We start from the raw sequence: 22,060 nt of genomic DNA, 5'->3' as shown, positions 1-22,060 counted from the left end.
TTACCGATGTCGCTTGCGACCGTCTCGGCGGCCTTGCTCTGCCATCACAATGGGCGCAAATTCCCTCAGCACCCGTCGATATACTTCCCGTTTGAAAGAAACCACCTGTCGTACCGGGTACCAATAGCTGACCCAGCGCCAGTCATCAAACTCCGGATGCCCATGACAACCAAACTCGATGTGTGATTCATGATCCGATTCCAACCGCAGCAGAAACCATTTCTGCTTTTGACCGATGCAGACGGGATTACTGTCCCATCTCACCAGACGCTTGGGTAGCTTGTACTTCAGCCAGTGGCGGGTAACCGCCAGCAAGGTGACATTTTCGGGCCTGAGCCCGATTTCTTCGTACAGCTCCCGGTACATGGACTGCTCCGGCGTTTCGCCGTCGTCCACCCCGCCTTGGGGGAACTGCCAGGAATGTTGCCCGTAGCGTCTGGCCCATAACACCTGGCCTTTGCGATTGCAGATCACTATGCCTACATTGGGACGAAAACCGTCGCCATCTATCACGCAATCACCAGACTAAAAAAATAACATAAAGACGATTGTTCCATATTCCCCTATTCCCGGCAAATGATGCTGTCGGCGCCAGCTTGATAATCGATGTTGAATAACTTGTGTTCTTGTCAATAGTTATAAACAGAAAAAGGATCGTCGTGGGATCGCTTTCCCCCAATTTATGTGGATAAGCTTGTGATAAAGGCTGTATAGCTTGAGATCAGCTCTTTCTTCCAGCTTGAACAACAGGGAGATCAAAACATAAGACCGGATTAAAAACACTAAAAAATCAGACAATTAACTTATAAAAAAAGGATCGAGCTGGATCTTTTCACAGTCCGACTCAAATTGACTATCGTGTTAGTAAGTCTCGGTGCTCAAAGATCGAACAACGGCAACTTATCCACAAACGCCAGGTAAACAAAGCGTTAACGGTAAGAAAAAAAAGCCGGTTTTTGTCGTTTTGAGCGCCGTAAAATCGTCGGATGGCAGTGGTACGCAGTTATCCAGAATTTCTGTGGATAAGGCTGTGCAACAGCATGTTTATACTCGGGTAAAACCGGTATATCATGCGGCCGCTGAAAAGAGCAATAACATGCCACCGATAAGCCATTTTGAATCATGTGGTTATAACAATTACTGGCTCACTGGTCAGATTTTTTCCTACCTGTGGAGGGCGGTTATATTTTGAACAATCCTGATTGCCGTCCTGCATCGATTCCGGCGCTGCTGCTGCGCGCCGAGCAACTGGCCGGTCTGTCACTGAGAGAGCTGGCCCAATCATTTGATATTCCGGTGCCTTCCAATCTGCGGCGAGACAAGGGCTGGGTGGGCCAGCTGCTTGAACTGGCGCTGGGCGCCAGCGCCGGATCAAAGCCGGAGCAGGACTTTCCCGAGCTGGGGGTCGAGTTGAAAACGATTCCCATAGACGGTCGTGGCAAGCCACTGGAGACTACCTTTGTCAGCGTGGCGCCGCTGACGAACATCGGCGGCCTGCGCTGGGAAGACTCCAACGTGCGCAACAAGTTATCCCGGGTACTATGGATACCGGTGCTGGGTGAACGCAGTCTGGCCCCCGGCGACAGGATCATCGGTCAGCCGTTGCTGTGGAGCCCGAGCGAGCAGGAAGAGCGGTTATTACGCCAGGACTGGGAAGAGATCATGGAGCTGATAAGCCTGGGAGAGGTGCAGAACATCAGCGCCCGTCACGGCCAGGTACTGCAGCTCAGGCCCAAGGCCGCCAACGGCCGGGCATTGACCGAGGCGGTGGGTCAACAGGGTCAGCCCATCATGACCTTGCCACGCGGCTTTTATCTTAAAACCGGCTTCACCGCGGCCCTGCTGGCCCGGCATTTCATGCTGTAAGCGGCTCCGGCTCCCTTAGCCGCCAGATCAACAGTGCCACCAGCAGGATCCAGGGGATCGCAAACAGGTTAAGCCAGGCCCAGCCCAGCATCACCAACCCCTGACCGGCAAACAGACTGCCCATCGCCGCCGCCGAGAACACCATAAATTCGTTGATTCCCTGCACCTTGGCCTTTTCCGCCGGCTGATAACTGAAGGTCAGCAGGTGGGTAGCGCCGATAAAGGTAAAGTTCCAGCCGATGCCCAACCACAGCAAGCCCCACCAGTAATTCCAGAACCCCTGCCCCGACAGGTTGATCATCACACTCAGCAGCAAGGCCGAGCAGCCCCAGAGGATCACCCGTCTGGTAGAAAAGCGGCGGATCAGGGCGCCGGTGAAAAAAGCCGGCACAAACATGCCCAGCACGTGCCACTGGATCACCTGGGCAGTGGCGAAAAAATCATGCTGATGATGATTCATCGCCAACGGCGTGGCGGTCATGATCAGCACCATGATGCCGTAGCCAATCATGCCCGACGCCACCGCCGCCAGCAGTAACGGCTGGCGGAACAGTTCCCGATAACTTCTTACCCGCTCATGCCGGTTCACCGGTACCGCCCTGGGCAATGGCAACAGCAGGATCAGCAGCAAGGCCACCACATAGAGCCCGAACAGACCATAGAAGGCACCGGCATAGGGATTACCCTGGTACCATTGCTGGGACCAGATAGCCAGGTTGGGCCCGATTACCGCCGCCAGCACGCCCCCGGCCATCACCATACTGATGGCTCTGGGATGAAATTCGACGCCGCAGGACTCCAGCGCCGCAAAACGATACTGCTGACCCACGCCGATGGCGATACCGATCAGAAAGGTCCCCAGGGTGAACATCCCCAGGCTCGACTGCAGCAGCCCCTGCATCGCTACCCAGGTACCGGAGAGTCCCACCAGATTACCGATTACAAAGCCGATCTTCCTGCCCAGCTTCTGCATCAGATGTGCAGCAGGCAGTGTCGAGATAATAAGGCCGAGAAACTGGCAGGCTATCGGCAGGGTGATCAATGACGGATGCGCCGCCAGTTGCTGGCCGATCAGCGCCGAGATCGACACCAGCAGAATATTGCCCGACATCAACAGCGCCTGAGCCACGGCCAGACCCCAAACGGAAATAGGCATGAGGCCCCCGAATCAAATAGAAAACACCATGCTAGCCCCTTTCCGGTAGCCTGTCTAAAGCGGTAAAAACAAAAAGGCCCGCAAATGCGGGCCTTTTGACACAACCGGTCGGCTTATTACTTTCTGCCGCGGGGAGTAAGGCGCTCTTTGATACGAGCAGACTTACCAGCACGGTCACGCAGATAGTAAAGCTTGGCACGACGCACGGCGCCACGACGCTTCACTTCCACGCTGCCGATCAGCGGGCTGTGAGTCTGGAAGGCACGCTCAACGCCTTCACCGTTGGAGATTTTACGCACGGTGAATGCAGAGTGCAGGCCGCGGTTACGCTTGGCGATAACAACGCCTTCGTAAGCCTGCAGACGCTCTTTGCCGCCTTCGGCAACGCGTACCATTACACGCACGGTGTCACCCGGACCGAAGTCGGGGATATCGGTGCGCAATTGTTCGTCTTCAAGCTGCTTAATGATGTTGCTCATGATATTTCCTTACCTAGGGTAAACTGAAAACTCTACTGTGCTGGCTCGCGATAATCGCGAACAAATTGGGCAAGAAGCTGCTCTTGCTCGTCAGTCAGAGCTAGGTTGTTCAAGAGTTCCGGCCTTCTTAACCAGGTCCGGCCCAATGACTGCTGCATTCTCCAGCTGGCTACCTCGGCGTGGTTGCCACTCAACAACACTTTGGGAACGGCCATTCCCGCCAGTTGTTCAGGGCGTGTGTAGTGAGGATGATCCAGAAGTCCTTCGCTGAAGGAGTCCTGCTCCGCACTCGCCATGTCACCGAGAACGCCGGGCACCAAACGGGCCACCGCATCCACCAGCACCATGGCCGGCAATTCGCCGCCACTAAGCACGTAATCTCCGACCGACCACTCTTCGTCGACATCGGCCTGAATCACGCGCTCATCCACTCCTTCATACCGCCCGGCCACCAGAATCAACTTCTCGTGCTTTGCCAGTTCGGTCACGCCTTGCTGATCCAGCTTGCGGCCCTGAGGAGACAGGTAAATGACCCGTGCTCCCTCGCCGGCTGCCTGTCGCGCCGCCGCTATGGCATCGCGCAGTGGCTGAACCATCATCAGCATCCCGGGTCCGCCCCCATAGGGTCTGTCATCGACAGTGCGGTGTTTGTCCCGGGTGAAATCCCGCGGATTCCAGCATTCAAATGTCAGCAGGCCATCTTTAACGGCCCGCCCGGTTACACCAAAGTCGGATACTGCCCGGAACATCTCCGGGAAGAGGCTAACGACCCCTATCCACATGATTCTCTCCGCGCGGTTCGACTCGGGTTAAAAATCCGGATCCCAATCAATTTCGATGATGCTGTCCTGAATATTCACGGACTTTATTACCTGGTCTTCCACAAACGGAATCAACCGCTCGCGTTGACCAAAAGCATCCTTGGCATTGGCTTTTACTACCAGCACGTCGTTGGAGCCGGTTTCCATCAGCTGAGTCACCAGACCAAAATCATAGCCTTTGGTGTTCTTCACCCGACAACCGATCAAATCGCGCCAATAGAATTCGTCATCCGGCAGGGCAGAAAACAATTCTGCACTTACCGCGATGTCGGCACCGGTCAGCATTTGTGCCTGCTCGCGCTCATCAATATCGATAAGCTTGCAAATCAGACCCTTGCCATGACGTTTCCATCCAGTTACCTGAATTTCACGCCAGTTGCTGCCGTTCTTTATCAGCCAGGGCCGATATTCGAAAATGCCTTCTGGTTGGTCGGTAAAGGAGTTGACCTTCAACCAACCTTTAATGCCGTACACGGCGCCCAGTTGGCCTACTACTACAGGTTCGCTCACTTTAATTCCCTACCTGTCAAGACTTAGGCCGCTGCTTTGGCTGCGTCTTTGATCAATTTGGCTACGCGCTCGGATACGGTTGCACCCTGGCCAACCCAGTGATTAACACGCTCCAGGTCCAGACGCAGTTTTTCTGCCTGACCGGCGGCGATCGGGTTGAAGAAACCCACTTTCTCGATGAAACGACCATCACGAGCATAGCGGCTGTCTGCAACTACTACCTGGTAAAACGGACGCTTCTTAGCGCCACCACGTTGTAAACGAATGGTTACCATATCGTCCTCTATATACTGAAACAAACAAGGCCCGCAGACAATGCGAACCCTGGCTTAAAATAAGCTGCGCAATTGTACTCTGATGCGGTGAGAATGCAACCAAATTGGCATTCGTCGGCAAGGGGCATTCGCGCAGCAATCAGGCCCTTATCATCACCGCCGCAGATTCAGGGGCCCCCATTATCAGGCGGCCACCGCCGCCTACCCGTGGTCTTTGCTTCAGAAGGGACCGTGCCGGCCGCCACCGCCCATGCCACCCGGCCCCATCATGCCCTTCATCTGGCTCATCATCTTGCGCATGCCGCCCTTGCCGGACATTTTTTTCATCATTTTCTGCATCTGGGTAAACTGCTTGAGCAGCTTGTTGACTTCCTGCACCTCGGTACCGGAACCCAGCGCAATACGCCGCTTGCGTGAGCCCTTGATCAAGTCCGGATGACGACGCTCTTTCGCGGTCATGGAGCCGATAATGGCTTCCATACGAACCGTCAGCTTGTCGTTGACCTGATCCTTGACGTTGTCCGGCAGCTGGTTCATGCCGGGCAGCTTGTCCATCAGGCTCATCATGCCGCCCATGTTGCGCATCTGCGCCAGCTGATCGCGAAAGTCTTCCAGATCGAAGCCCTTGCCCTTCTTCAGCTTCTGGGTCATTTCGGCGGCTTTGTCTTTGTCGACCGAACGTTCCATCTGATCGATCAGCGACAGCATGTCCCCCATGCCCAGAATACGCGAGGCGATACGGTCCGGATGGAAGGGCTCGAGGGCGTCCACTTTTTCGCCCATACCGATAAACTTGATCGGCTTGCCGGTAATATGACGTACAGAAAGCGCGGCACCACCCCGGGCATCACCGTCGGCCTTGGTGAGGATCACCCCGGTCAGCGGCAGCGCTTCGCTGAACGCCTTGGCGGTGTTGGCCGCATCCTGACCGGTCATGGCATCCACCACGAACAGGGTTTCGACGGGATTGATGGCCTCGTGCAGTTGCTGAATTTCGGTCATCATGTCTTCATCGACATGCAGACGGCCGGCGGTATCCACCAGCACTACATCGAAGAATTGCTTGCGGCCGTACTCCAGCGCATTACGACCTATGTCTACCGGCTTCTGCTCTATGTTACTGGGGAAGCACTCAACATCCAGATCCGCCGCCAGGGTTTCGAGCTGCTTGATCGCCGCCGGACGATAAACGTCGGCACTGACCACCAGCACTTTTTTCTTGTGTCGTTCCTTGAGGAACTTGGCCAGCTTGCCAACCGAGGTGGTTTTACCCGCCCCCTGCAGGCCCGCCATCAGGATCACCGCCGGCGGGGTCACCGACAGGTTGAGTTCCTCGTTGGCCTCGCCCATCACCGACACCAGTTCGGCGTTGACGATTTTGATGAAGGCCTGGCCCGGACTCAGGGATTTTGACACTTCCTGGCCAACCGCCCGCTCCTTGACCCGGTTGACGAATTCACGCACCACCGGCAGGGCCACGTCGGCCTCCAGCAGTGCCATGCGTACTTCACGCAATGTTTCCTTGATGTTTTCTTCGGTCAGCCGACCGCGGCCACTGATGTTTTTCAGCGTACGCGACAGTCTTTCGGTGAGATTTTCAAACATGATGTGGTCCGCAGTTGGCGAAAATTACCACCAGTATACCCAAGTTATCGGCCGAACTTAAGCGAGGCCGGGTAGCGATGTGCTTTGTCTTAGGGGTATACTGGCCGTTCTTATCTATTCACCGGTTAATGGCTTAAATTCATTATGGAATTGCTTGCTGTTTTGGCGATGGCATTTTATCTGTTGGCGGCCTTCGCCTGTGTGCATAATCTGCTCAACCCCCAGAACAAAGGGCGCAGCTACGGCCTACTTGCTGCGCTGTGTGCTCTGCTGCTGCATGGCCTCTGGTTGTTCAACACCGTGGTGCAGGTGCCGGGGCAAAACCTGAGCATGCTGAATGTGGCCTCGGTGGTCAGCCTGATTATTTCAGCCTTGATGACGCTGCTGGTCACGCGCTTCAGGGTGTGGCTGTTGATGCCGCTGGTATATGGCTTTGCCGGTCTGCTGCTGGCGACAGATCTGCTGTTGCCCGGTTATTACAGCATGCACCTGGAAACCCGCCCCGAGGTATTGCTGCATATCGGCCTGGGGTTGATGTCTTATTCGTTGCTGGTGATCGCCAGCCTGCTGGCGATTCTGCTGGGTTTTCTCAATCACCGGTTGAAAACACACAAATTATCCAATCTGCCGGCCATGCCGCCACTGATGACCATAGAACGCTATCTGTTCCGGCTGATTGTGGTCGGTGTGGTATTGCTGACGCTGTCTATTTCGACCGGCCTGTTCTTTCTGCAGGAAATGTTCAGCCCCGGCAAGGCCCATAAAGCCATTCTTACCATTCTGGCCTGGTGTGTCTATGTGGGCCTGCTCTGGGGTCATCATCGCCTGGGCTGGCGTGGCCGCAAGGTAATCTGGACCAGCGTGGCCGGCAGCATACTGCTGACCCTCGCCTATTTCGGCAGTCGCTTCGTGCGCGAGGTATTGCTGGGCTAACCGACTTGACAGCACCCGGTCAAACCCTTAGTAATTGATCAGTTTCATGACACAGGACGGTCTGCTTGGACGACATATCCACGGGTACCCTTACGGGCATCCTGATAGCTTTACTCTTTATTTCCGCTTTTTTTTCGAGTTCCGAAACCGGCATGATGTCGCTGAACCGCTATCGGCTGCGTCATCTGGCTCAAGGTGGCCACACCTCGGCCACCCGGGTTGAAAAGCTGCTGTCTCGTCCCGACAGGCTGATCGGCCTGATCCTGATCGGCAACAACCTGGTCAATATTCTCGCCTCGGCCATCGCCACCCTGATCGCCATCCGCCTGTACGGTGACTATGGCGTGGCCATCGCCACCGTGGCCCTGACCGTGGTGGTACTGATTTTTGCCGAGGTCACGCCCAAGACCCTGGCGGCGCTGTATCCGGAACGGGTGGCCTTTCCGGCTTCCTTTATTCTTCGGCCCCTGATGGTGTTGCTGTATCCGGCGGTATGGACCATCAACGCCATTTCCAACGGCCTGCTGGCGCTGCTTCGCATCAATCCCCATGGCGGTGAAGACACCGCCATCAGCTCGGAAGAACTGCGCACCATCGTCAACGAAGCCGGCGCCCTGATCCCGCGCCGACATCAGGACATGCTGGTGTCCATTCTGGATCTGGAGAAAGTGACCGTCGATGACATCATGGTGCCGCGCAACGAGATTTATGGCATCGATGTGACCCAGGACTGGAAAACCATCAGCCGCCGCCTGATGCAGAGCCCGCATACCAAGGTACTGCTGTACCGGGACAATATCGACGATGCGCTGGGCTTTATCCACGCCCGTGATGCCCTGCGGCTGCTGGCCAAGGACGAACTAAGCAAGTCCAGCCTGATGCGGGCCTTGCGCGAGCTGTACTATATTCCCGAGGCGACGCCACTGAACGTGCAGCTGGTCAAGTTTCAGCGCAACAAGGAGCGTATCGGGTTAATCGTCGATGAATACGGCGATATTCAGGGGCTGGTCACGCTGGATGATATTCTGGAAGAAATAGTGGGTGACTTCACCACCACCATCAGCCCGACCCTGAGCGACGAAATCAAGCCGCAGGATGATGGCTCCTATCTGATTGAAGGCTCGGCCAGTATTCGGGACCTCAACAAGGAGCTGGGCTGGGAACTGCCGAACGACGGCCCACGCTCCCTCAACGGCCTGATCCTCGAGTATCTGGAAGACATTCCCGAGGCCAATATCGGCCTGCGCCTGGCGGGTTATCCGATTGAAATTCTGGAAGTGGAAAACAACATGGTAAAACTGGTGCGGGTGCTGCCGCACTATTACCAGGGGTAGTGATCAGGGTTGGATAGCAGAGTTGAGTACCAGGGCCCGGTCTCTGAATCCGGCTTTCAGGATGACGAGTTGCCGGCCTGTACTTCCAGCTGGCTGAAAATGACCATCAGCTCTTCCCGGTTACCGGTCAGATCCGCCAGCGTATACCCTTCCATGACCTGCAGAAAGGCATCCATCGCCAGCCTGAGCGCATCACGCAACCGACAGGCCGGCACCAGATAACAGGCCGGGCTGCCGCAGTCGACACCCTTCAGGTTGTTTTCCAGCGCACGAATGACCTTTCCAACGTTGATTTCTTCTGGCGACCTTGCCAGCCGAATTCCGCCATTCTTGCCGCGCACCGCATGAAGATAGCCTTCCCGCGCCAGCTGATTCACCACCTTGACCAGGTGATTGCGCGAGATGTCGTAAAGTCGGGATACCTGAGCCACACTGGTCAACTCCCCTTCCGGCAGGGTGGCCAGATACATCAGGGTTCTCAAGCCGAAATCGGTATAGGTGGTCAGCTTCATGCTGCGGGTATCCTGAACGCGAAAGAATATATATACATGATACACATTAGCGGCGAAAGGTGACATTAAATGTCAATCCGTCCCGCCGGTATCTGCCGTGAGCAGCAAGAGCCGGTTCGAAACACGGATGCAAAACACCGGAATTCAGAACAACAGGCGCTGATCCAGCTCCCTGACCTTGCTGGTCGGCATTCTGGCTGCCAGCGCGGTACTCAGCCGCTGCGCTTCCTGATGCAGTTGCTTATCGGCAAGCACCATCTGCTTCAGCCACAGATAGGCCTGAGGATAGTCGAGCGGACTACCGGTGCCGTCCAGCAGCCAGCGCGCCCAGATGAATTGTGCCTTTTCCAGCCCCAGGCTGGCGGCCTCCTGCATCAGCGGTGCCGCCCGCTCCCGGTTTTGCTGCACCAGGGTTCCGTCGTAGTAGTAACGCCCCAGCTGTTCCAGCGCCGCCGGCAGCCCCTGCTCCGCCGCCTTCCACATCATGCCCAGCCCTCGGCGCGATTGCTGGGGCACGCACACTCCCCAGGCCAGCATGTCGCCCCATAAAAACTGATAAGCCGGCAGACGCAGCACCTCGGCCCTGGCCTCGATATCCTGCACCAGCTGACACTGATCCCGATCGCGCACCTGTTGCAGATGACGATTGGCATTGATCCACTCGATAAGCTCGTATTCTTCATACAAAGGCACCGCCTGCAGCTCGCTGATATCCGACGGCGTCGGCGCGGCCGGCGGCTCCGGGGCAGCGATTTCCTCTTCTGCCACTACCTGCAGACTCAAGCACAACAGTAACAACCCGAACAGACGCTTCATAGGTGATCCTCCCGTGCTGTTTATCGGCACGGCAATATAAAAATTGAGCTGACAGACCCTTATACCAATTTGAATAAACATCTGATCATTTTAACCCCGAGATCAGAGGCAACACAGCCGTCTCCCACGACACGCCATAAACTCACCCCTGAGGGCTCGGGAAATGCCGTCCATGGCATTTCACGGTCGTGGGAGTCGATCTCTGTTGCCTCTTCTCGAGCACCGAGTTGCCTGTAGACGACGCCAACAGGAAACTCCCTGGCATCAGGGAGGATAAAGGGATCTGCTCCGCCGACCATCACATGACAGGGATGTCATGTGTTGAGCGTCACATGGAAGTGCTTGAAGCGTGTCGGCGAAGCTGGCCCTTTGTCCGACCTTTGCAGAGCAAGCAAATAGATCAGTTATTTAATCTGTTTGGTATTATTCGCCGGCCTTTATCTGTCGCCAGTAAGCGTCCAGCTCGTCCAGACTGCAATCCCGGCTGTCTTTGCCATCGGCCTGCAATGCCTGCTCTACGCCGCGATAACGCCGTTCGAACTTGTCGTTGGCCCGGCGCAGTACCGCCTCGGGGTCCTGCTTGAGGTGGCGCACCAGGTTGACGCAGGCGAACAACAGATCGCCCAGTTCATCGGCCACCCGATCCGGGTCCTGCTCGGGCTGGTCAAGCTCGGCCATCACTTCGTCCAGCTCTTCATGGATCTTGTCCACCACCGGCGGCAACTCGCGCCAGTCGAAGCCCACTGCCGAGCAGCGTTTCTGAATCTTGTTGGCCCGGCTCAACGCCGGTAGGTTGCGGGGAATATCATCCAGTGCGCTGGTCGCGGTCGCATCCTTGCTGCGCCGCTCGACGGCCTTGGTTTGCTCCCAGTTGGCCTTGACCTGCTCTTCGCCGTCGAGTTCGGCGTTGCCGAACACATGCGGGTGACGGCGCACCAGCTTGTGGCTGATGGACTGCACCACATCGCCGAAGTTGAACAGCGACTGTTCTTCTCCCAGCCGGGAATAAAACACCACCTGAAACAACAAATCACCCAGCTCGCCCGGCAGCTCGTTCAGGGCGCCCCGCTCTATGGTGTCGGCCACCTCATAGGCTTCTTCCAGGGTGTGCGGCACTATGCTGGCAAAGTCCTGTTTCAGATCCCAGGGGCAGCCGTTTTCCGGATCCCGCAGGGCCGCCATGATGGCCAGCAAGTCGCCGAGTGAGTAGTTATAGTGCTCCATCCGTGCTCCCGTTACAGCCGCTTGGCTTCCAGTATGTCCGGCAACTGACCTATCTTGGCCAGGGTCCGGCTCAGGGTATCGATATTGTATATTTCCAGCTGCATGTCGATGGTCGCCGTCTGCTGCTTGTGATTGGAGCGGCTGTTGACGCCCATCACATTGATTCTTTCGTTGGCCAGAATGGTGGTGATATCACGCAACAGGCCGGAGCGGTCATTGGCCACCACCCGCAGGGTCAGCCGATAACCGCCGGCGTTGTTTTCGCCCCACACCGCATCGACCACCCGTTCCGGATGCTGCACCACCAGTTCCTTCAACTGCTCGCAGTCGGAGCGATGAATCGAGATACCCCGCCCCTGAGTGATGAAGCCGACGATCTCGTCGCCCGGAATCGGCTGGCAGCAACGGGCGGTGCTGGTCAGCAGGTTGCCCACGCCCTGCACCACTATGTGCCCCTGTCCCTTGGCGTTGGGGGCCTTTTTCGCCGCCTTCAGCTCCAGCTGACGCAGCACCGCTTCGTCCTGCTCCTCGCTGGTCGGCTTCTTGTACAGTCCCTGCAGGTAGTTAAGCAGCTGATTGATGCGCAGATCACCGCCACCGATACCGGCAAGCAGGTCGTCGAGATGGCTGACGTTGAAGCGTTCCAGCACCGCCTTGTCGATCTGGGAAAAGCTCAGTCCCAGTCGGTCCAGCTCTTTATCCAGCACATCACGACCGGCGAGAATGTTCTTGTCCCTGTCCTGCTTCTTGAACCAGGTCGCCACCTTGGAGCGCGCCCGACTGGTACGCAGAAACCCCTGATGGGGGTTCATCCAGTCCCGGTTGGGGTTGGGCTGTTTCTGGGTGATGATCTCCACCTGATCGCCGGTTTGCAGCTGATAGGTGAACGGCACTATGCGACCGTCGATCTTGGCGCCGATGCAGCGATGGCCGATCTGGCTGTGCACGTAGTAGGCAAAGTCGAGCGGGGTGGCGCCCAACGGCAAGTCGACCACTTCGCCCTTGGGGGTAAACACATAGACCCGGTCTTCAAACACCTGGCTGCGCAACTCGTCGACCAGGGAGCCACTTTCGGCCATGTCTTCCTGCCAGGCCAGCAGCTTTCTGAGCCAGGCAATCTTGTCTTCAAAGCCGCTCTGTTTGGTGGCGCCGGCGCCTTCCTTGTATTTCCAGTGCGCCGCCACGCCCAGCTCCGCATCCTGATGCATCTGATCGGTACGGATCTGTATTTCGACCGTCTTGCCCTCGGGGCCGATCACCACCGTATGAATCGACTGATAGCCGTTGGGCTTGGGGTTGGCCACGTAATCGTCGAACTCACGCGGAATGTGCCGCCATTGAGTGTGCACCACACCCAGGGCGCCGTAACAGTCCTGCAGGTGCCGGGCGACCACCCGTACCGCGCGCACATCGAACAGCTCGTCGAAGTCCAGGTTCTTCTTCTGCATCTTGCGCCAGATGCTGTAGATATGTTTGGGTCGGCCATACACCTCGGCATCGACCCCGGCTTCCTGCAGCGCCGTCCTGAGCCCGGACACGAAATCGTCGATATAGAGCTCCCGCGCCCGCCGCTTTTCGTCCAGCAGCTGCGCGATGCGCTTGTAGGTATCCGGGTGCAGATAGCGGAACGACAGATCCTCCAGTTCCCATTTGAGCTGGCCGATGCCCAGTCGGTTGGCGAGCGGGGCATAGATGTTGGCGATCTCCTTGGCCACCAGCACCCGGGTTTCTTCGTCGGCGTTCTTGACCTCGCGCAGGCAGGTGATGCGCTCGGCCAGCTTGATCACCACGGCCCGCACGTCTTCCACCATCGCCAGCAGCATGCGGCGCACCCGGTCGACCTGCACTTCCGAGCTCTTGTCGCCGTGCACGTGCTGCAGCGAGCGAATGGCCTCCATATCGGCCACCCCTCGCAGCAGGCGCGCTATGGTGTCACCAAAATCCTCCCGTACCCGCTCCGCGTCCAGATGACCGAACTCGAGAAACGGATACAGCAGCGCCGCCGTCAGGGTATCCAGATCCATGCTCAGAGTGAGCAGGATCCCGACCATTTCCACCCCTTCGGCCTGCAGCCGGTGTTGCGCCTCGGGCGGAGCCTTCAACTCCAGGCAATACTCGTACACCGCTTTCAGTTGCTCCCGCTCATGAGCATCGAGCGGCAGGCCCGATGCCCACTCGGTCAGGCTGAAGCTTGTTTGAAGGTGAGTATCGCGCACGGCAACCATAAGTATCCCTTAATTTAATTCGAACAAGGCCATCGCTTCGCAATGCACCGTATGGGGGAACATATCAATCAGGCAGAGGCGGCTGAGCCGGTAACCCGCCGCCAGCAGTGCCTCGCTGTCTCTGGCAAGGGTCGCCGGATTACAGGACACATACAGCAACCGCTCGGGTGATAACTGCTGCAGGTAAGGCATTACCTGCTCGGCACCGGCCCGGCCCGGGTCCAGCAAGACCCGCTCAAAGCCCTGTCGCGCCCAGGATTCCCGAGTGAAGTCGGCGGCCAGATCGGCACGATAAAACTGCGCCAGCGGCAGAGCGTTATCTTCCGCGTTGCCCCGGGCCTGCTCGACCATCTCCATCACCCCTTCCACTCCAGCCACCGGATGCCCGGCCGCCGCCAACGGGAGCGAGAAATTGCCGACCCCGCAGAACAGATCCAGTATCGGCTGGCCCGGCTCGGCGGCCAGCCACTGCTGCGCCAGGCGCACCATTCGCTCGTTAAGCCCGGCGTTAATCTGGATAAAGTCACCGGGGGTAAAGGCCAGCCTGATATTATCTATCTGATAGTAAAGTGAAAAAGGAACATGTAAAGGTCGTCTGGCGCTATCGTCCTGCAAAAACAGGGCAAGATGTCGCGTCTGGGCAAAGGTGAGTAATAGTTCCAGATCCCGAGGCGACAGGGATCCCGTGTGCCGCAGCAGAAGAGCGACCCCTTCGGCCGCATCATAGAGCTCGATATGCCCGAGCTGTTTCACCGCCTTCAGCCGGTTCAGCAACTGGCGCAAGGGGGCAATCAGCTCGGAAAGCGCGGGGCGCAACACCCCACAATGCTCGATTTCCACCAGATCGTGCGACTGGCCACGGCGAAAGCCGAGCGATACGCCCTTGCCCCGACGACGAATCGCCAGTCGTGCCACCCGCCGATATCCCTGATGCTCGTCATCGTTCAGCCAGTGTGGCTCGGGCAGTTCATCGATGCCGTGGCGGGCAAACAGCTGCGCCACGGTACGCGCCTTCAAGGCACGCTGATGCGCAACCGGCAGGTGCTGCAACGAGCAGCCGCCACAGTCGGCACTGTAGGGACAAAACGGCTTTTGCCGTTCGGGCGATGGCGTCAGCACCTTGAGCAGGTCGGCGGTCCGGTATTTGTTGTTTTGCACCAGCAAGCGCACCCGTACCCGCTCGCCCTTGAGCGCGCCGGGCACAAACAGCGGCTTGTCCTGATACCGGGCCAGCCCCACCCCATGAGCATTCAGCTCGACAATGGTCACCTCCAGCGGCGGCTGTGCCTGAGCTTTGGGCTTGTTTTCCTTGAAGAACTGAACCATAAAACGTGGAGCCCTCGAACCGGCTATGTCATCATAAGCGTCTGTTGATTTGATGCGCGCATTGTCCCACATTAGCCCACTATGACCAAATACGGCCTGCGAGCCCGGATACTGGCTTACACCATCATCCCCACCCTGATTATCGGTATCCTGCTGGCCGGTTATTTTTCCGTGAGTCGCTATCAGCAGCTGGAAGAAGTGCTGATCCGTCAGGGCGTCAACGTGATAGAGCCACTGGCCCTGGCCAGTGAACTGGCGCTGACCAGCCGTAACCGGGAAGCGCTCAACCGCCTGCTCAGTACCATTCATCGCAACAACAGCCCGCTGGTCAAATCCATCGCCCTGTTCGATGCCCAGGGCCGGCTGCTGGTCACTTCCAACTACCATCGCGACTTCAACATCATGCGGCTGCCGGAAGCTGTGCCGATCCCTCGTACCACCCAGGTGGCCAGCAGCGACGAAGAGATTATTCTGCGCACCCCGGTACTCACCGACAATATTCAGGCCGACTCGTCCTGGGAAGACGTTTCCGCCGTGCCCATCGGCTACATCGCCATGCAACTGACCAACGACTCGGCCATGCTGGCGCATTATAAAGACAGCTTCTTTGCCGGCCTGATCGTGCTGCTCGGGGTCAGCCTCAGCACCCTGTTCGGCATTCGCCTGATCAGAGGCGTATCCCAGCCGATCACCGACATGGTCAGCGCCATCTACAAGATCCGTGAAGGCCGGCTCGATACCCGGGTCAACGGTGAATTCACCGGCGAGATGGAGATGCTCAAGAACGGCATCAATGCCATGGCCAAGTCGTTGTCCGAATACCACGACGAGATGCAGCAGAACATCGATCAGGCCACCTCGGATCTGCGCGAGACCCTGGAGCAGATTGAAATCCAGAATATCGAGCTGGACATGGCCAAGAAGCGGGCGCAGGAAGCGGCCCGGGTCAAAACCGAGTTTCTGGCCAACATGTCGCACGAGCTGCGCACGCCGCTCAACGGCGTTATCGGGTTTGCCCGCCAGCTGCAAAAAACCCGCCTGACTTCCAATCAGCTCGACTACCTCAAGACCATCGAAAAGTCGGCGCAAAACCTGCTTGGCATCATCAACGATATTCTCGACTTCTCCAAGCTCGAAGCCGGCAAGCTGAAGATGGAACAGTTGCCGTTCTCGCTGCGCGATACCCTGCAGGAAGTGATGACGCTGCTGGCCCCCAGTGCCCACGACAAGGGGCTGGAGCTGTCGATGCGGGTCGATGCGGCCGTGCACGACGCCGTGATCGGCGACCCGTTGCGACTGCAACAGGTGCTGACCAATCTGGTGGGCAACGCGGTCAAGTTTACCGAGCAGGGCAACGTGGATGTGCGGGTCGATGCCCGCCCCGCCAGTCAGCCGGATCGGGTCGCCCTGCGCATTCATGTGCAGGACACCGGCATCGGTATTTCCGACAGTCAGCGCCGCCAGCTGTTTCAGGCCTTCAACCAGGCCGACTCCAGCATTTCCCGCCGCTACGGCGGTACCGGGCTGGGCCTGGTGATCACCCAGAAACTGGTGCACCAGATGTCCGGCGATATCGAGCTCTATTCCGAGCTGGGCTCGGGCTCGGTGTTCAGCTTCACCCTGGAGCTGAATAGGGCCTCGTTGCCGTTGGCCGAATCGCTGCCGCTGGCCGAGCTGTGTGACAAGACGGTGCTGTATATGGAGGAAGACAACTTCAGCCGCCGGGCCACCACCGCCCTGCTGCGGGAATGGGGCATACAGGTGTTGCACGAACCCTATCCGGGCGTGGTCATCGATTGCGCCCTGCTCGGCTTTGGCCCCAATACCCTGCCCAGCCAGATGGAACAGGCGATTCAGCGGCAGCTGGCTTATGACAACAAGGTCGTGGTACTGCTCAGCTCCACCGATCCGACTCTGACCGATGCCCTGCAGGGGGCGGGGGCCGAGTTCTGCCTGAGTAAACCGGTACACTACCAGAAGCTGGCTCAGGCGCTGATGGGACAGGAAGTGGCCGAGCCCGAGGCCATGCTGCAGATCACCCTGGCGCCGCCTGCTCAGAAACAGCCGCTGCGGGTGCTGGCGGTGGACGACAACCCGGCCAATCTGAAGCTGATCAGTGCCATGCTGAGCGAACAGGTCAGTCAGGTGGAAACCTGCTCCAACGGCCAGGAAGCGCTCAACCTGGCCACCATCAATCGCTACGACATCATTTTCATGGATATTCAGATGCCGCTGATGGACGGCATTCAGGCCACCCGCGAAATTCGCTCCCAGGACGGTCCCAACGCCAGCACCCCCATAGTGGCGGTGACCGCCCATGCCATTGCCGGTGAGCGCGATCGGCTGATGCATCAGGGCATGGACGATTACCTGGCCAAGCCGATAGACGAGAGCATACTGGCCCGCATCATAGAGCGCTTCGCCCACCGCCCCACACCGCCGGGGCAGATAGACTGGTCGCTGGCGGTGAAGCAGGCTGCAGGCAAGGAGCCGCTGGCCAAGGAGATGCTTGCGTTGCTGTTACAGAGCTTCGACGAATTTGCCCCCTTGCTGGGGGCCGCCCTGTCCGGTGAGCTGGACGAGCAACGCCTCTACCCGGCATTGCACAAGCTGCATGGCGGCACCGCCTATTGCGGCGTGCCACAGTTGCAGGCGCTGGTGGCCCAGCTGGAAAAAGCGCTGCTGGCCAAACAGGGGGTCGACGAGCTGGAGCCCGAGCTGCTGGAGCTGGAAGAACGAATGGGGCAGGTACGGGAAGAAGCGAAATTCTATTTGTAACAATAAGCGGTAAGCTATCAGCTATAAGCCGTCAGTAAAGCAACCAGAAAACGGCCTGTTTTGGCCGTCATTCCGGTACTGAATCTTCGTCATGCTGAACTTGATTCAGTATCAGCATGACGTATAAATCATCATCAATCGTAGGGTCGAATTCATTCGACCTCTTGTAGGCCGTGCCGCTATTTTTGGTCGAATAAATTCGACCCTACAAAAAACCCCGAGCGCGTCATGGCTCGGGGCTTTGTCTGAAAGCTTACAGCTTACGGCTTACAGCTCAAACACCCTGGCGGGCTTCGCGCATCAGTCGTTTCATGTCGCGAATGGCCTTTTCCAGACCGTCGAAGGCGGCGCGGGCGATGATGGCATGGCCGATGTTCAGCTCCAGCATCTCGGGAATGGCGGCAATCGGCTTGACGTTATGGTAATGCAGACCATGGCCGCCATTGACCTTGAGGCCCTTATCGTGGGCATAAGAGGCGGACGCCGAGATACGTTTCAGCTCGGCCAATCGTTCGGCTTCATTGGGCGCATCGGCGTAATGACCGGTATGGATCTCGATATAGGGGGCACCGGTGGCGACCACCGCATCGATCTGCGCCCGATCGGCGTCGATAAACAGCGACACCTTGATACCGGCTTCGGTCAGGCGGGCCACGGCGGCTCCCACCTTGTCGAGCTGGCCGGCCACATCCAGGCCGCCTTCGGTGGTCACTTCTTCCCGCTTTTCCGGCACCAGGCACACGAAGGCCGGCTTGATGCGACAGGCGATATCCACCATTTCATCGGTGACCGCCATTTCCAGATTCATTCGGGTTTGGATGGTCTGGCTCAGAATCTCCACGTCCCGATCGATGATATGACGCCGGTCTTCACGCAGATGCACGGTAATACCGTCGGCGCCCGCCTGCTCGGCCAGGGCCGCCGCCTGCACCGGATCCGGATAGCTGGTGCCCCGGGCATTACGCAAGGTGGCAATGTGATCGATATTAACGCCTAAATACAATTCACTCACTGCGACTTCCTCTCTTTCCTTTGATAAACAGGGCGCGACTGCGCAAGGCCCGGCCGCCGAGATAAGGCCCCAGCGCCTGTCGGCTGAAACGCTTGGCAGAGACCAGCACCTCGGGACGGGTTAAATCGAGCTCGGCCAGGGCATGAAGATGGCGGCCCGAATAGGCCCCCGGCTCATCCCTTTCCAGGGCAATGAAACCGGACTCCGGCTGATAGCGATACCAGCCCTCGGGCCGAATGGCCTCGCCGCTCAGGGCGTCCAGGGTAAAATCGACGCCATAACCCAGTATGTTTAACATATAAAACTCGAAATGACGCAAGCAGGGTTCAATACCTTCGCCATTGGCCAGTTTTTTCAGGGTATTGTGATAGGCGTCAAACACTTCGTCGAAGGGGGTATGCGCTTCCAGCAGGTAGTAGATCAGCTCGTTGAGGTAGAGGCCGCTGTACAGGGCCGTTCCCGTCAACCGGATGGCCGGGGCCGTGGCTTCCGCATGGTGCAGGTTCTTCAGCTCGCCCTTGCCGGCAAAGGTGAGCCTTAACGGCACAAAGGGCTGTAACAGCCCTTTGAGAGGTGAACGCGGCTGGCGGCTGCCCTTGGCCACCAGACTCTGGCGGCCCAGTTCCCGGGTGAATACCTCAACCAGCTGACTGGTTTCCCGGTAGGGCCGGCTATGAATGACGAAGGCGGCGTGCGCCATGATCAGTCGTCACCATACCCCAGACTGCGCAAGGCCCGCTCGTCATCGGCCCAGCCGGATTTGACCTTGACCCACAACTCCAGAAACACCTTCTGCTCCAGCAAGCGCTCCAGATCCAGTCGCGCTTCGGTACCGATCACCTTGATCTTCTCGCCCTTGTTGCCGATGACCATGCGCTTCTGGCCGCTGCGCTCGACCAGGATCAGGCCGTTGATGTGCACTATGCCCTGCTCGTTAACCTTGTAGTCTTCAATTTCTACCGTCACCGAGTAGGGCAGCTCGTCACCCATGAAGCGCATCAGCTTCTCACGGATAATCTCCGCTGCCATGAAGCGTGAAGAGCGGTCGGTGATGTAATCTTCCGGAAAGTAATGCAACGACGGCTTCAATCGGGCACGGGCCAGCTTGGCGATGGTGTCGACATTGGTGCCCTTTTCCGCAGAAATCGGCACTATGTCGGCGAAGTTCAACTTGGTAGCCAGCCACTGCATGTGGGGCAGCAATTCTTCCTTGCTCTCGACGTTGTCGATCTTGTTGATCGCCAGTACCACCGGGCAGTCCATGCGGCGCAGCTTGTTCACCACCATGTCGTCGTCGGCGGTCCATTTGGTGCCTTCCACCATGAACACCACCATCTCCACGTCGCCCAGCGAGCTGCTTGCTGCCCGGTTCATCAGCCGGTTGATGACGCGCTTTTCCTCGATGTGCAGGCCCGGGGTGTCCACATAAATGGTCTGGTAGGCCCCCTCGGTGTCGATACCCATGATGCGGTGGCGCGTGGTCTGCGGCTTGCGCGAGGTAATGCTGACCTTCTGCCCCAGCAGATGGTTGATCAGGGTCGATTTACCCACATTGGGTCGGCCGACAATGGCGATAAAGCCACAATAGGTTTGTTCTTGATCTGTCATAGCAGCACTTCCAGGGCATGTTCGGCGGCAGATTGCTCGGCCTTGCGACGGCTGGTACCAATACCCACCACCGGCTCGGGTACACCATCAATCTGACAATGTACGGTAAATTTCTGATTGTGGGCTTCGCCAATCACGTCCACTACGGTGTAGGTCGGCAACGACTTGCGCTTGCCCTGCAACAACTCCTGCAACCGGGTCTTGGGATCTTTCTGATCGATACCCGGCTGAATGTCGTTGAGTCGCTCTTCATACCAGGACAACAGCATGGTGCGCATCTGCTCGATGTCCGTATCCAGATACACGGCGCCAATCAGGGCTTCCACCGCATCGGCCAGAATGGATTCTCGCCGAAAGCCGCCGCTTTTCAGCTCGCCCGGGCCCAGGATCAAATAATCGCCCAGCTCGAATTCACGCGCCAGCTCGGCCAGGGTTTTTTCTCGCACCAGGGTGGCACGCATGCGTGACATGTCGCCTTCGTTCACCTTGGGAAAACGATGAAACAGGGCATCGGCAATCACCATGCTCAGCAGGGAATCACCCAGAAATTCCAGTCGCTCGTTATGGCGAGCGCCGGCGCTTCTGTGAGTGAGCGCCCGTACCAACATGGCTTCATCGTTGAAGGTATGGCCCAGTTTTTTTTGCAGAATATTCAGTTTTTTCATTAACGAATTGCGCCTATACGGCTGAAACGCACATCGCTCGGCACCCAGGAGGGCAACCAGCTGTCGGCGTTACGTTCAAACTCAAAGCTAATCCAGATAGCCACCGCCTTGCCCACCAGGTTCTCTTCGGGCACAAAGCCCCAGAACCGGCTGTCGGTACTGTTGTCCCGGTTGTCGCCCATGGTGAAATATTGGCCTTCGGGTACGACCCATTCATTCCGCGCCGTGCCCGGCTGGCGGTAATACATGGATACCCGGTCGGGTAACAACGGGTTGCGCAGTATGTCGTGGGACTCGTCGGTCAGACGCTCGGCGTAATGCTCGAGCGGAATGCCCATCTGGGTAAACTCTCCACTTTTTTCATATTCAAGGTCCACCGGCGTAAAGTCGGGGCAGTTGTCACCGTCACAGGCCGGCTGGATAAACAGCTGCTTGTCCTGATAAACGATGCGATCGCCGGGCAGGCCGATCACCCGCTTGATGTAATCGATACGGGTATCTTCCGGGTACTTGAACACCACCACATCGCCCCGCTCGGGCTTGCCGGTCGGGATCAGGGTGGTATTGCTGACCGGCTCTTTCAGGCCGTAGGCAAACTTCTCCACCAAGATGAAATCCCCCACCAGCAGCGTCGGCATCATGGAGCCGGACGGGATCTGGAACGGCTCATAGATAAAAGAGCGCAATATCAGTACGGTCGCAATCACCGGAAAGATGGAACGGGCCTGCTCTATCCAGCCGGGCACCTTTGCCGCCCGACTCAGTACCGCCGCATCCACTTTATTGCCATGAGCCAGCTGGGCCTCGGCAATTTTACGGGCGCGTTTCGGCGCCCATATCCATTTGTCACAGGCCCAGACAATGCCGGTGACCAGGGTCACCAGCACCAGTATCAGGGCAAAGTTACTCGCCATG

At 57.8% G+C, this 22,060-nt stretch carries 21 protein-coding genes; 4 read left to right on the top strand and 17 right to left on the bottom strand.

Going from position 1 to position 22,060, the window contains the following annotated elements; all coding sequences use genetic code 11:
- The gene (gene rppH / locus ABD827_RS07615; protein WP_298720107.1) at positions 1-513 is read right to left on the bottom strand and encodes an RNA pyrophosphohydrolase; all 513 of its coding nucleotides are present in this window, start codon (positions 511-513) and stop codon (positions 1-3) included.
- 675 nt (positions 514-1,188) lie between these two features.
- Here rppH and mutH point away from each other — a divergent pair.
- Positions 1,189-1,866, top strand: coding sequence for a DNA mismatch repair endonuclease MutH (gene mutH / locus ABD827_RS07610; RefSeq protein ID WP_344963781.1), 678 nt, complete (start codon positions 1,189-1,191; stop codon positions 1,864-1,866).
- On the opposite strand, the gene ABD827_RS07605 is transcribed toward mutH, so the two are convergent.
- The 6 genes from ABD827_RS07605 to ffh form a co-directional block, all read right to left on the bottom strand.
- Positions 1,856-3,022, bottom strand: coding sequence for an MFS transporter (locus tag ABD827_RS07605; RefSeq protein ID WP_344963779.1), 1,167 nt, complete (start codon positions 3,020-3,022; stop codon positions 1,856-1,858). The two genes, mutH and ABD827_RS07605, sit on opposite strands and share 11 nt — an antisense overlap.
- 116 nt (positions 3,023-3,138) lie before the next feature.
- Positions 3,139-3,501: a 50S ribosomal protein L19 gene (rplS, locus tag ABD827_RS07600; RefSeq protein WP_344963777.1), complete on the bottom strand. Its 363-nt coding sequence runs from the start codon at positions 3,499-3,501 to the stop codon at positions 3,139-3,141.
- A gap of 32 nt (positions 3,502-3,533) precedes the next feature.
- Positions 3,534-4,283: a tRNA (guanosine(37)-N1)-methyltransferase TrmD gene (gene trmD / locus ABD827_RS07595; protein ID WP_344963775.1), complete on the bottom strand. Its 750-nt coding sequence runs from the start codon at positions 4,281-4,283 to the stop codon at positions 3,534-3,536.
- A 27-nt stretch (positions 4,284-4,310) separates the two neighbouring features.
- Positions 4,311-4,832, bottom strand: coding sequence for a ribosome maturation factor RimM (rimM, locus tag ABD827_RS07590; protein ID WP_298720133.1), 522 nt, complete (start codon positions 4,830-4,832; stop codon positions 4,311-4,313).
- Positions 4,833-4,855: 23 nt separating this feature from the next.
- The gene (gene rpsP, locus ABD827_RS07585) at positions 4,856-5,107 is read right to left on the bottom strand and encodes a 30S ribosomal protein S16 (RefSeq protein WP_104485683.1); all 252 of its coding nucleotides are present in this window, start codon (positions 5,105-5,107) and stop codon (positions 4,856-4,858) included.
- A gap of 219 nt (positions 5,108-5,326) precedes the next feature.
- Positions 5,327-6,712 (bottom strand): signal recognition particle protein, encoded by a 1,386-nt coding sequence (ffh, locus tag ABD827_RS07580; RefSeq protein WP_344963770.1) that lies wholly within the window; start codon positions 6,710-6,712, stop codon positions 5,327-5,329.
- Between the two features lie 144 nt (positions 6,713-6,856).
- On the opposite strand from ffh, the gene ABD827_RS07575 reads away from it, so the two are divergent.
- Positions 6,857-7,645 (top strand): cytochrome C assembly family protein, encoded by a 789-nt coding sequence (locus tag ABD827_RS07575; protein ID WP_298720139.1) that lies wholly within the window; start codon positions 6,857-6,859, stop codon positions 7,643-7,645.
- A 65-nt stretch (positions 7,646-7,710) separates the two neighbouring features.
- The gene (locus ABD827_RS07570; protein WP_298720142.1) at positions 7,711-8,979 is read left to right on the top strand and encodes an HlyC/CorC family transporter; all 1,269 of its coding nucleotides are present in this window, start codon (positions 7,711-7,713) and stop codon (positions 8,977-8,979) included.
- Positions 8,980-9,035: 56 nt separating this feature from the next.
- Here ABD827_RS07570 and ABD827_RS07565 read toward each other — a convergent pair whose 3' ends face one another.
- The 5 genes from ABD827_RS07565 to rlmD all read right to left on the bottom strand — a co-directional run bounded on the left by ABD827_RS07565 (position 9,036) and on the right by rlmD (position 15,082).
- Entirely contained in the window at positions 9,036-9,491 is a 456-nt protein-coding gene (locus tag ABD827_RS07565) for an Rrf2 family transcriptional regulator (RefSeq protein ID WP_344963767.1), read from the bottom strand.
- A gap of 144 nt (positions 9,492-9,635) precedes the next feature.
- Positions 9,636-10,307, bottom strand: coding sequence for a tetratricopeptide repeat protein (locus tag ABD827_RS07560; RefSeq protein ID WP_344963764.1), 672 nt, complete (start codon positions 10,305-10,307; stop codon positions 9,636-9,638).
- Positions 10,308-10,730: 423 nt separating this feature from the next.
- On the bottom strand, positions 10,731-11,531 hold the full coding sequence (gene mazG, locus ABD827_RS07555; RefSeq protein ID WP_344963762.1) for a nucleoside triphosphate pyrophosphohydrolase: 801 nt from the start codon (positions 11,529-11,531) through the stop codon (positions 10,731-10,733).
- An 11-nt stretch (positions 11,532-11,542) separates the two neighbouring features.
- Positions 11,543-13,756, bottom strand: a complete 2,214-nt coding sequence (gene relA / locus ABD827_RS07550; RefSeq protein ID WP_344963760.1) for a GTP diphosphokinase — start codon at positions 13,754-13,756, stop codon at positions 11,543-11,545.
- Between the two features lie 9 nt (positions 13,757-13,765).
- Positions 13,766-15,082: a 23S rRNA (uracil(1939)-C(5))-methyltransferase RlmD gene (gene rlmD / locus ABD827_RS07545; RefSeq protein WP_344963758.1), complete on the bottom strand. Its 1,317-nt coding sequence runs from the start codon at positions 15,080-15,082 to the stop codon at positions 13,766-13,768.
- Positions 15,083-15,163: 81 nt separating this feature from the next.
- On the opposite strand from rlmD, the gene barA reads away from it, so the two are divergent.
- Positions 15,164-17,860 carry a two-component sensor histidine kinase BarA gene (barA, locus tag ABD827_RS07540; protein WP_344963756.1) on the top strand — a complete coding sequence of 899 codons (2,697 nt, stop codon included), beginning with the start codon at positions 15,164-15,166 and terminating at the stop codon, positions 17,858-17,860.
- A 274-nt stretch (positions 17,861-18,134) separates the two neighbouring features.
- Here the strand turns inward: barA and pdxJ are convergent, their stop codons facing one another.
- The 5 genes from pdxJ to lepB are packed head-to-tail and all read right to left on the bottom strand — an operon-like array spanning position 18,135 to position 22,059.
- On the bottom strand, positions 18,135-18,872 hold the full coding sequence (pdxJ, locus tag ABD827_RS07535; protein ID WP_298720164.1) for a pyridoxine 5'-phosphate synthase: 738 nt from the start codon (positions 18,870-18,872) through the stop codon (positions 18,135-18,137).
- A complete protein-coding gene (recO, locus tag ABD827_RS07530; RefSeq protein WP_344963754.1) occupies positions 18,865-19,572 on the bottom strand; it encodes a DNA repair protein RecO in 708 nt (235 codons plus the stop codon). Before recO ends, pdxJ begins: the two co-directional genes overlap by 8 nt.
- 2 nt (positions 19,573-19,574) lie before the next feature.
- Positions 19,575-20,480, bottom strand: coding sequence for a GTPase Era (era, locus tag ABD827_RS07525; RefSeq protein WP_344963752.1), 906 nt, complete (start codon positions 20,478-20,480; stop codon positions 19,575-19,577).
- On the bottom strand, positions 20,477-21,145 hold the full coding sequence (gene rnc / locus ABD827_RS07520) for a ribonuclease III (RefSeq protein ID WP_298720172.1): 669 nt from the start codon (positions 21,143-21,145) through the stop codon (positions 20,477-20,479). Before rnc ends, era begins: the two co-directional genes overlap by 4 nt.
- The gene (lepB, locus tag ABD827_RS07515) at positions 21,145-22,059 is read right to left on the bottom strand and encodes a signal peptidase I (RefSeq protein ID WP_344963750.1); all 915 of its coding nucleotides are present in this window, start codon (positions 22,057-22,059) and stop codon (positions 21,145-21,147) included. The genes rnc and lepB overlap by 1 nt, the downstream gene beginning before the upstream one ends.
- Position 22,060: the final 1 nt, after the last annotated feature.

The sequence above is a fragment of the Oceanisphaera sediminis genome (assembly GCF_039539745.1).
Classification (GTDB): domain Bacteria; phylum Pseudomonadota; class Gammaproteobacteria; order Enterobacterales; family Aeromonadaceae; genus Oceanimonas; species Oceanimonas sediminis.
Note: the sequence above shows the minus strand (reverse complement) of the source record. Positions and strands in the feature narration are given on the sequence as shown.

Excerpts from the sequence above, each read along its gene's own strand:
- ABD827_RS07605 (WP_344963779.1), bottom strand. The coding sequence starts at position 3,022 with ATGCCTATTTCCGTTTGGGGTCTGGCCGTGGCTCAGGCGCTGTTGATG.
- rplS (WP_344963777.1), bottom strand. The coding sequence starts at position 3,501 with ATGAGCAACATCATTAAGCAGCTTGAAGACGAACAATTGCGCACCGAT.
- trmD (WP_344963775.1), bottom strand. The coding sequence starts at position 4,283 with ATGTGGATAGGGGTCGTTAGCCTCTTCCCGGAGATGTTCCGGGCAGTA.
- rpsP (WP_104485683.1), bottom strand. The coding sequence starts at position 5,107 with ATGGTAACCATTCGTTTACAACGTGGTGGCGCTAAGAAGCGTCCGTTT.
- ffh (WP_344963770.1), bottom strand. The coding sequence starts at position 6,712 with ATGTTTGAAAATCTCACCGAAAGACTGTCGCGTACGCTGAAAAACATC.
- ABD827_RS07575 (WP_298720139.1), top strand. The coding sequence starts at position 6,857 with ATGGAATTGCTTGCTGTTTTGGCGATGGCATTTTATCTGTTGGCGGCC.
- ABD827_RS07565 (WP_344963767.1), bottom strand. The coding sequence starts at position 9,491 with ATGAAGCTGACCACCTATACCGATTTCGGCTTGAGAACCCTGATGTAT.
- ABD827_RS07560 (WP_344963764.1), bottom strand. The coding sequence starts at position 10,307 with ATGAAGCGTCTGTTCGGGTTGTTACTGTTGTGCTTGAGTCTGCAGGTA.
- mazG (WP_344963762.1), bottom strand. The coding sequence starts at position 11,531 with ATGGAGCACTATAACTACTCACTCGGCGACTTGCTGGCCATCATGGCG.
- relA (WP_344963760.1), bottom strand. The coding sequence starts at position 13,756 with ATGGTTGCCGTGCGCGATACTCACCTTCAAACAAGCTTCAGCCTGACC.
- rlmD (WP_344963758.1), bottom strand. The coding sequence starts at position 15,082 with ATGGTTCAGTTCTTCAAGGAAAACAAGCCCAAAGCTCAGGCACAGCCG.
- barA (WP_344963756.1), top strand. The coding sequence starts at position 15,164 with ATGACCAAATACGGCCTGCGAGCCCGGATACTGGCTTACACCATCATC.
- recO (WP_344963754.1), bottom strand. The coding sequence starts at position 19,572 with ATGGCGCACGCCGCCTTCGTCATTCATAGCCGGCCCTACCGGGAAACC.
- era (WP_344963752.1), bottom strand. The coding sequence starts at position 20,480 with ATGACAGATCAAGAACAAACCTATTGTGGCTTTATCGCCATTGTCGGC.
- rnc (WP_298720172.1), bottom strand. The coding sequence starts at position 21,145 with ATGAAAAAACTGAATATTCTGCAAAAAAAACTGGGCCATACCTTCAAC.
- lepB (WP_344963750.1), bottom strand. The coding sequence starts at position 22,059 with ATGGCGAGTAACTTTGCCCTGATACTGGTGCTGGTGACCCTGGTCACC.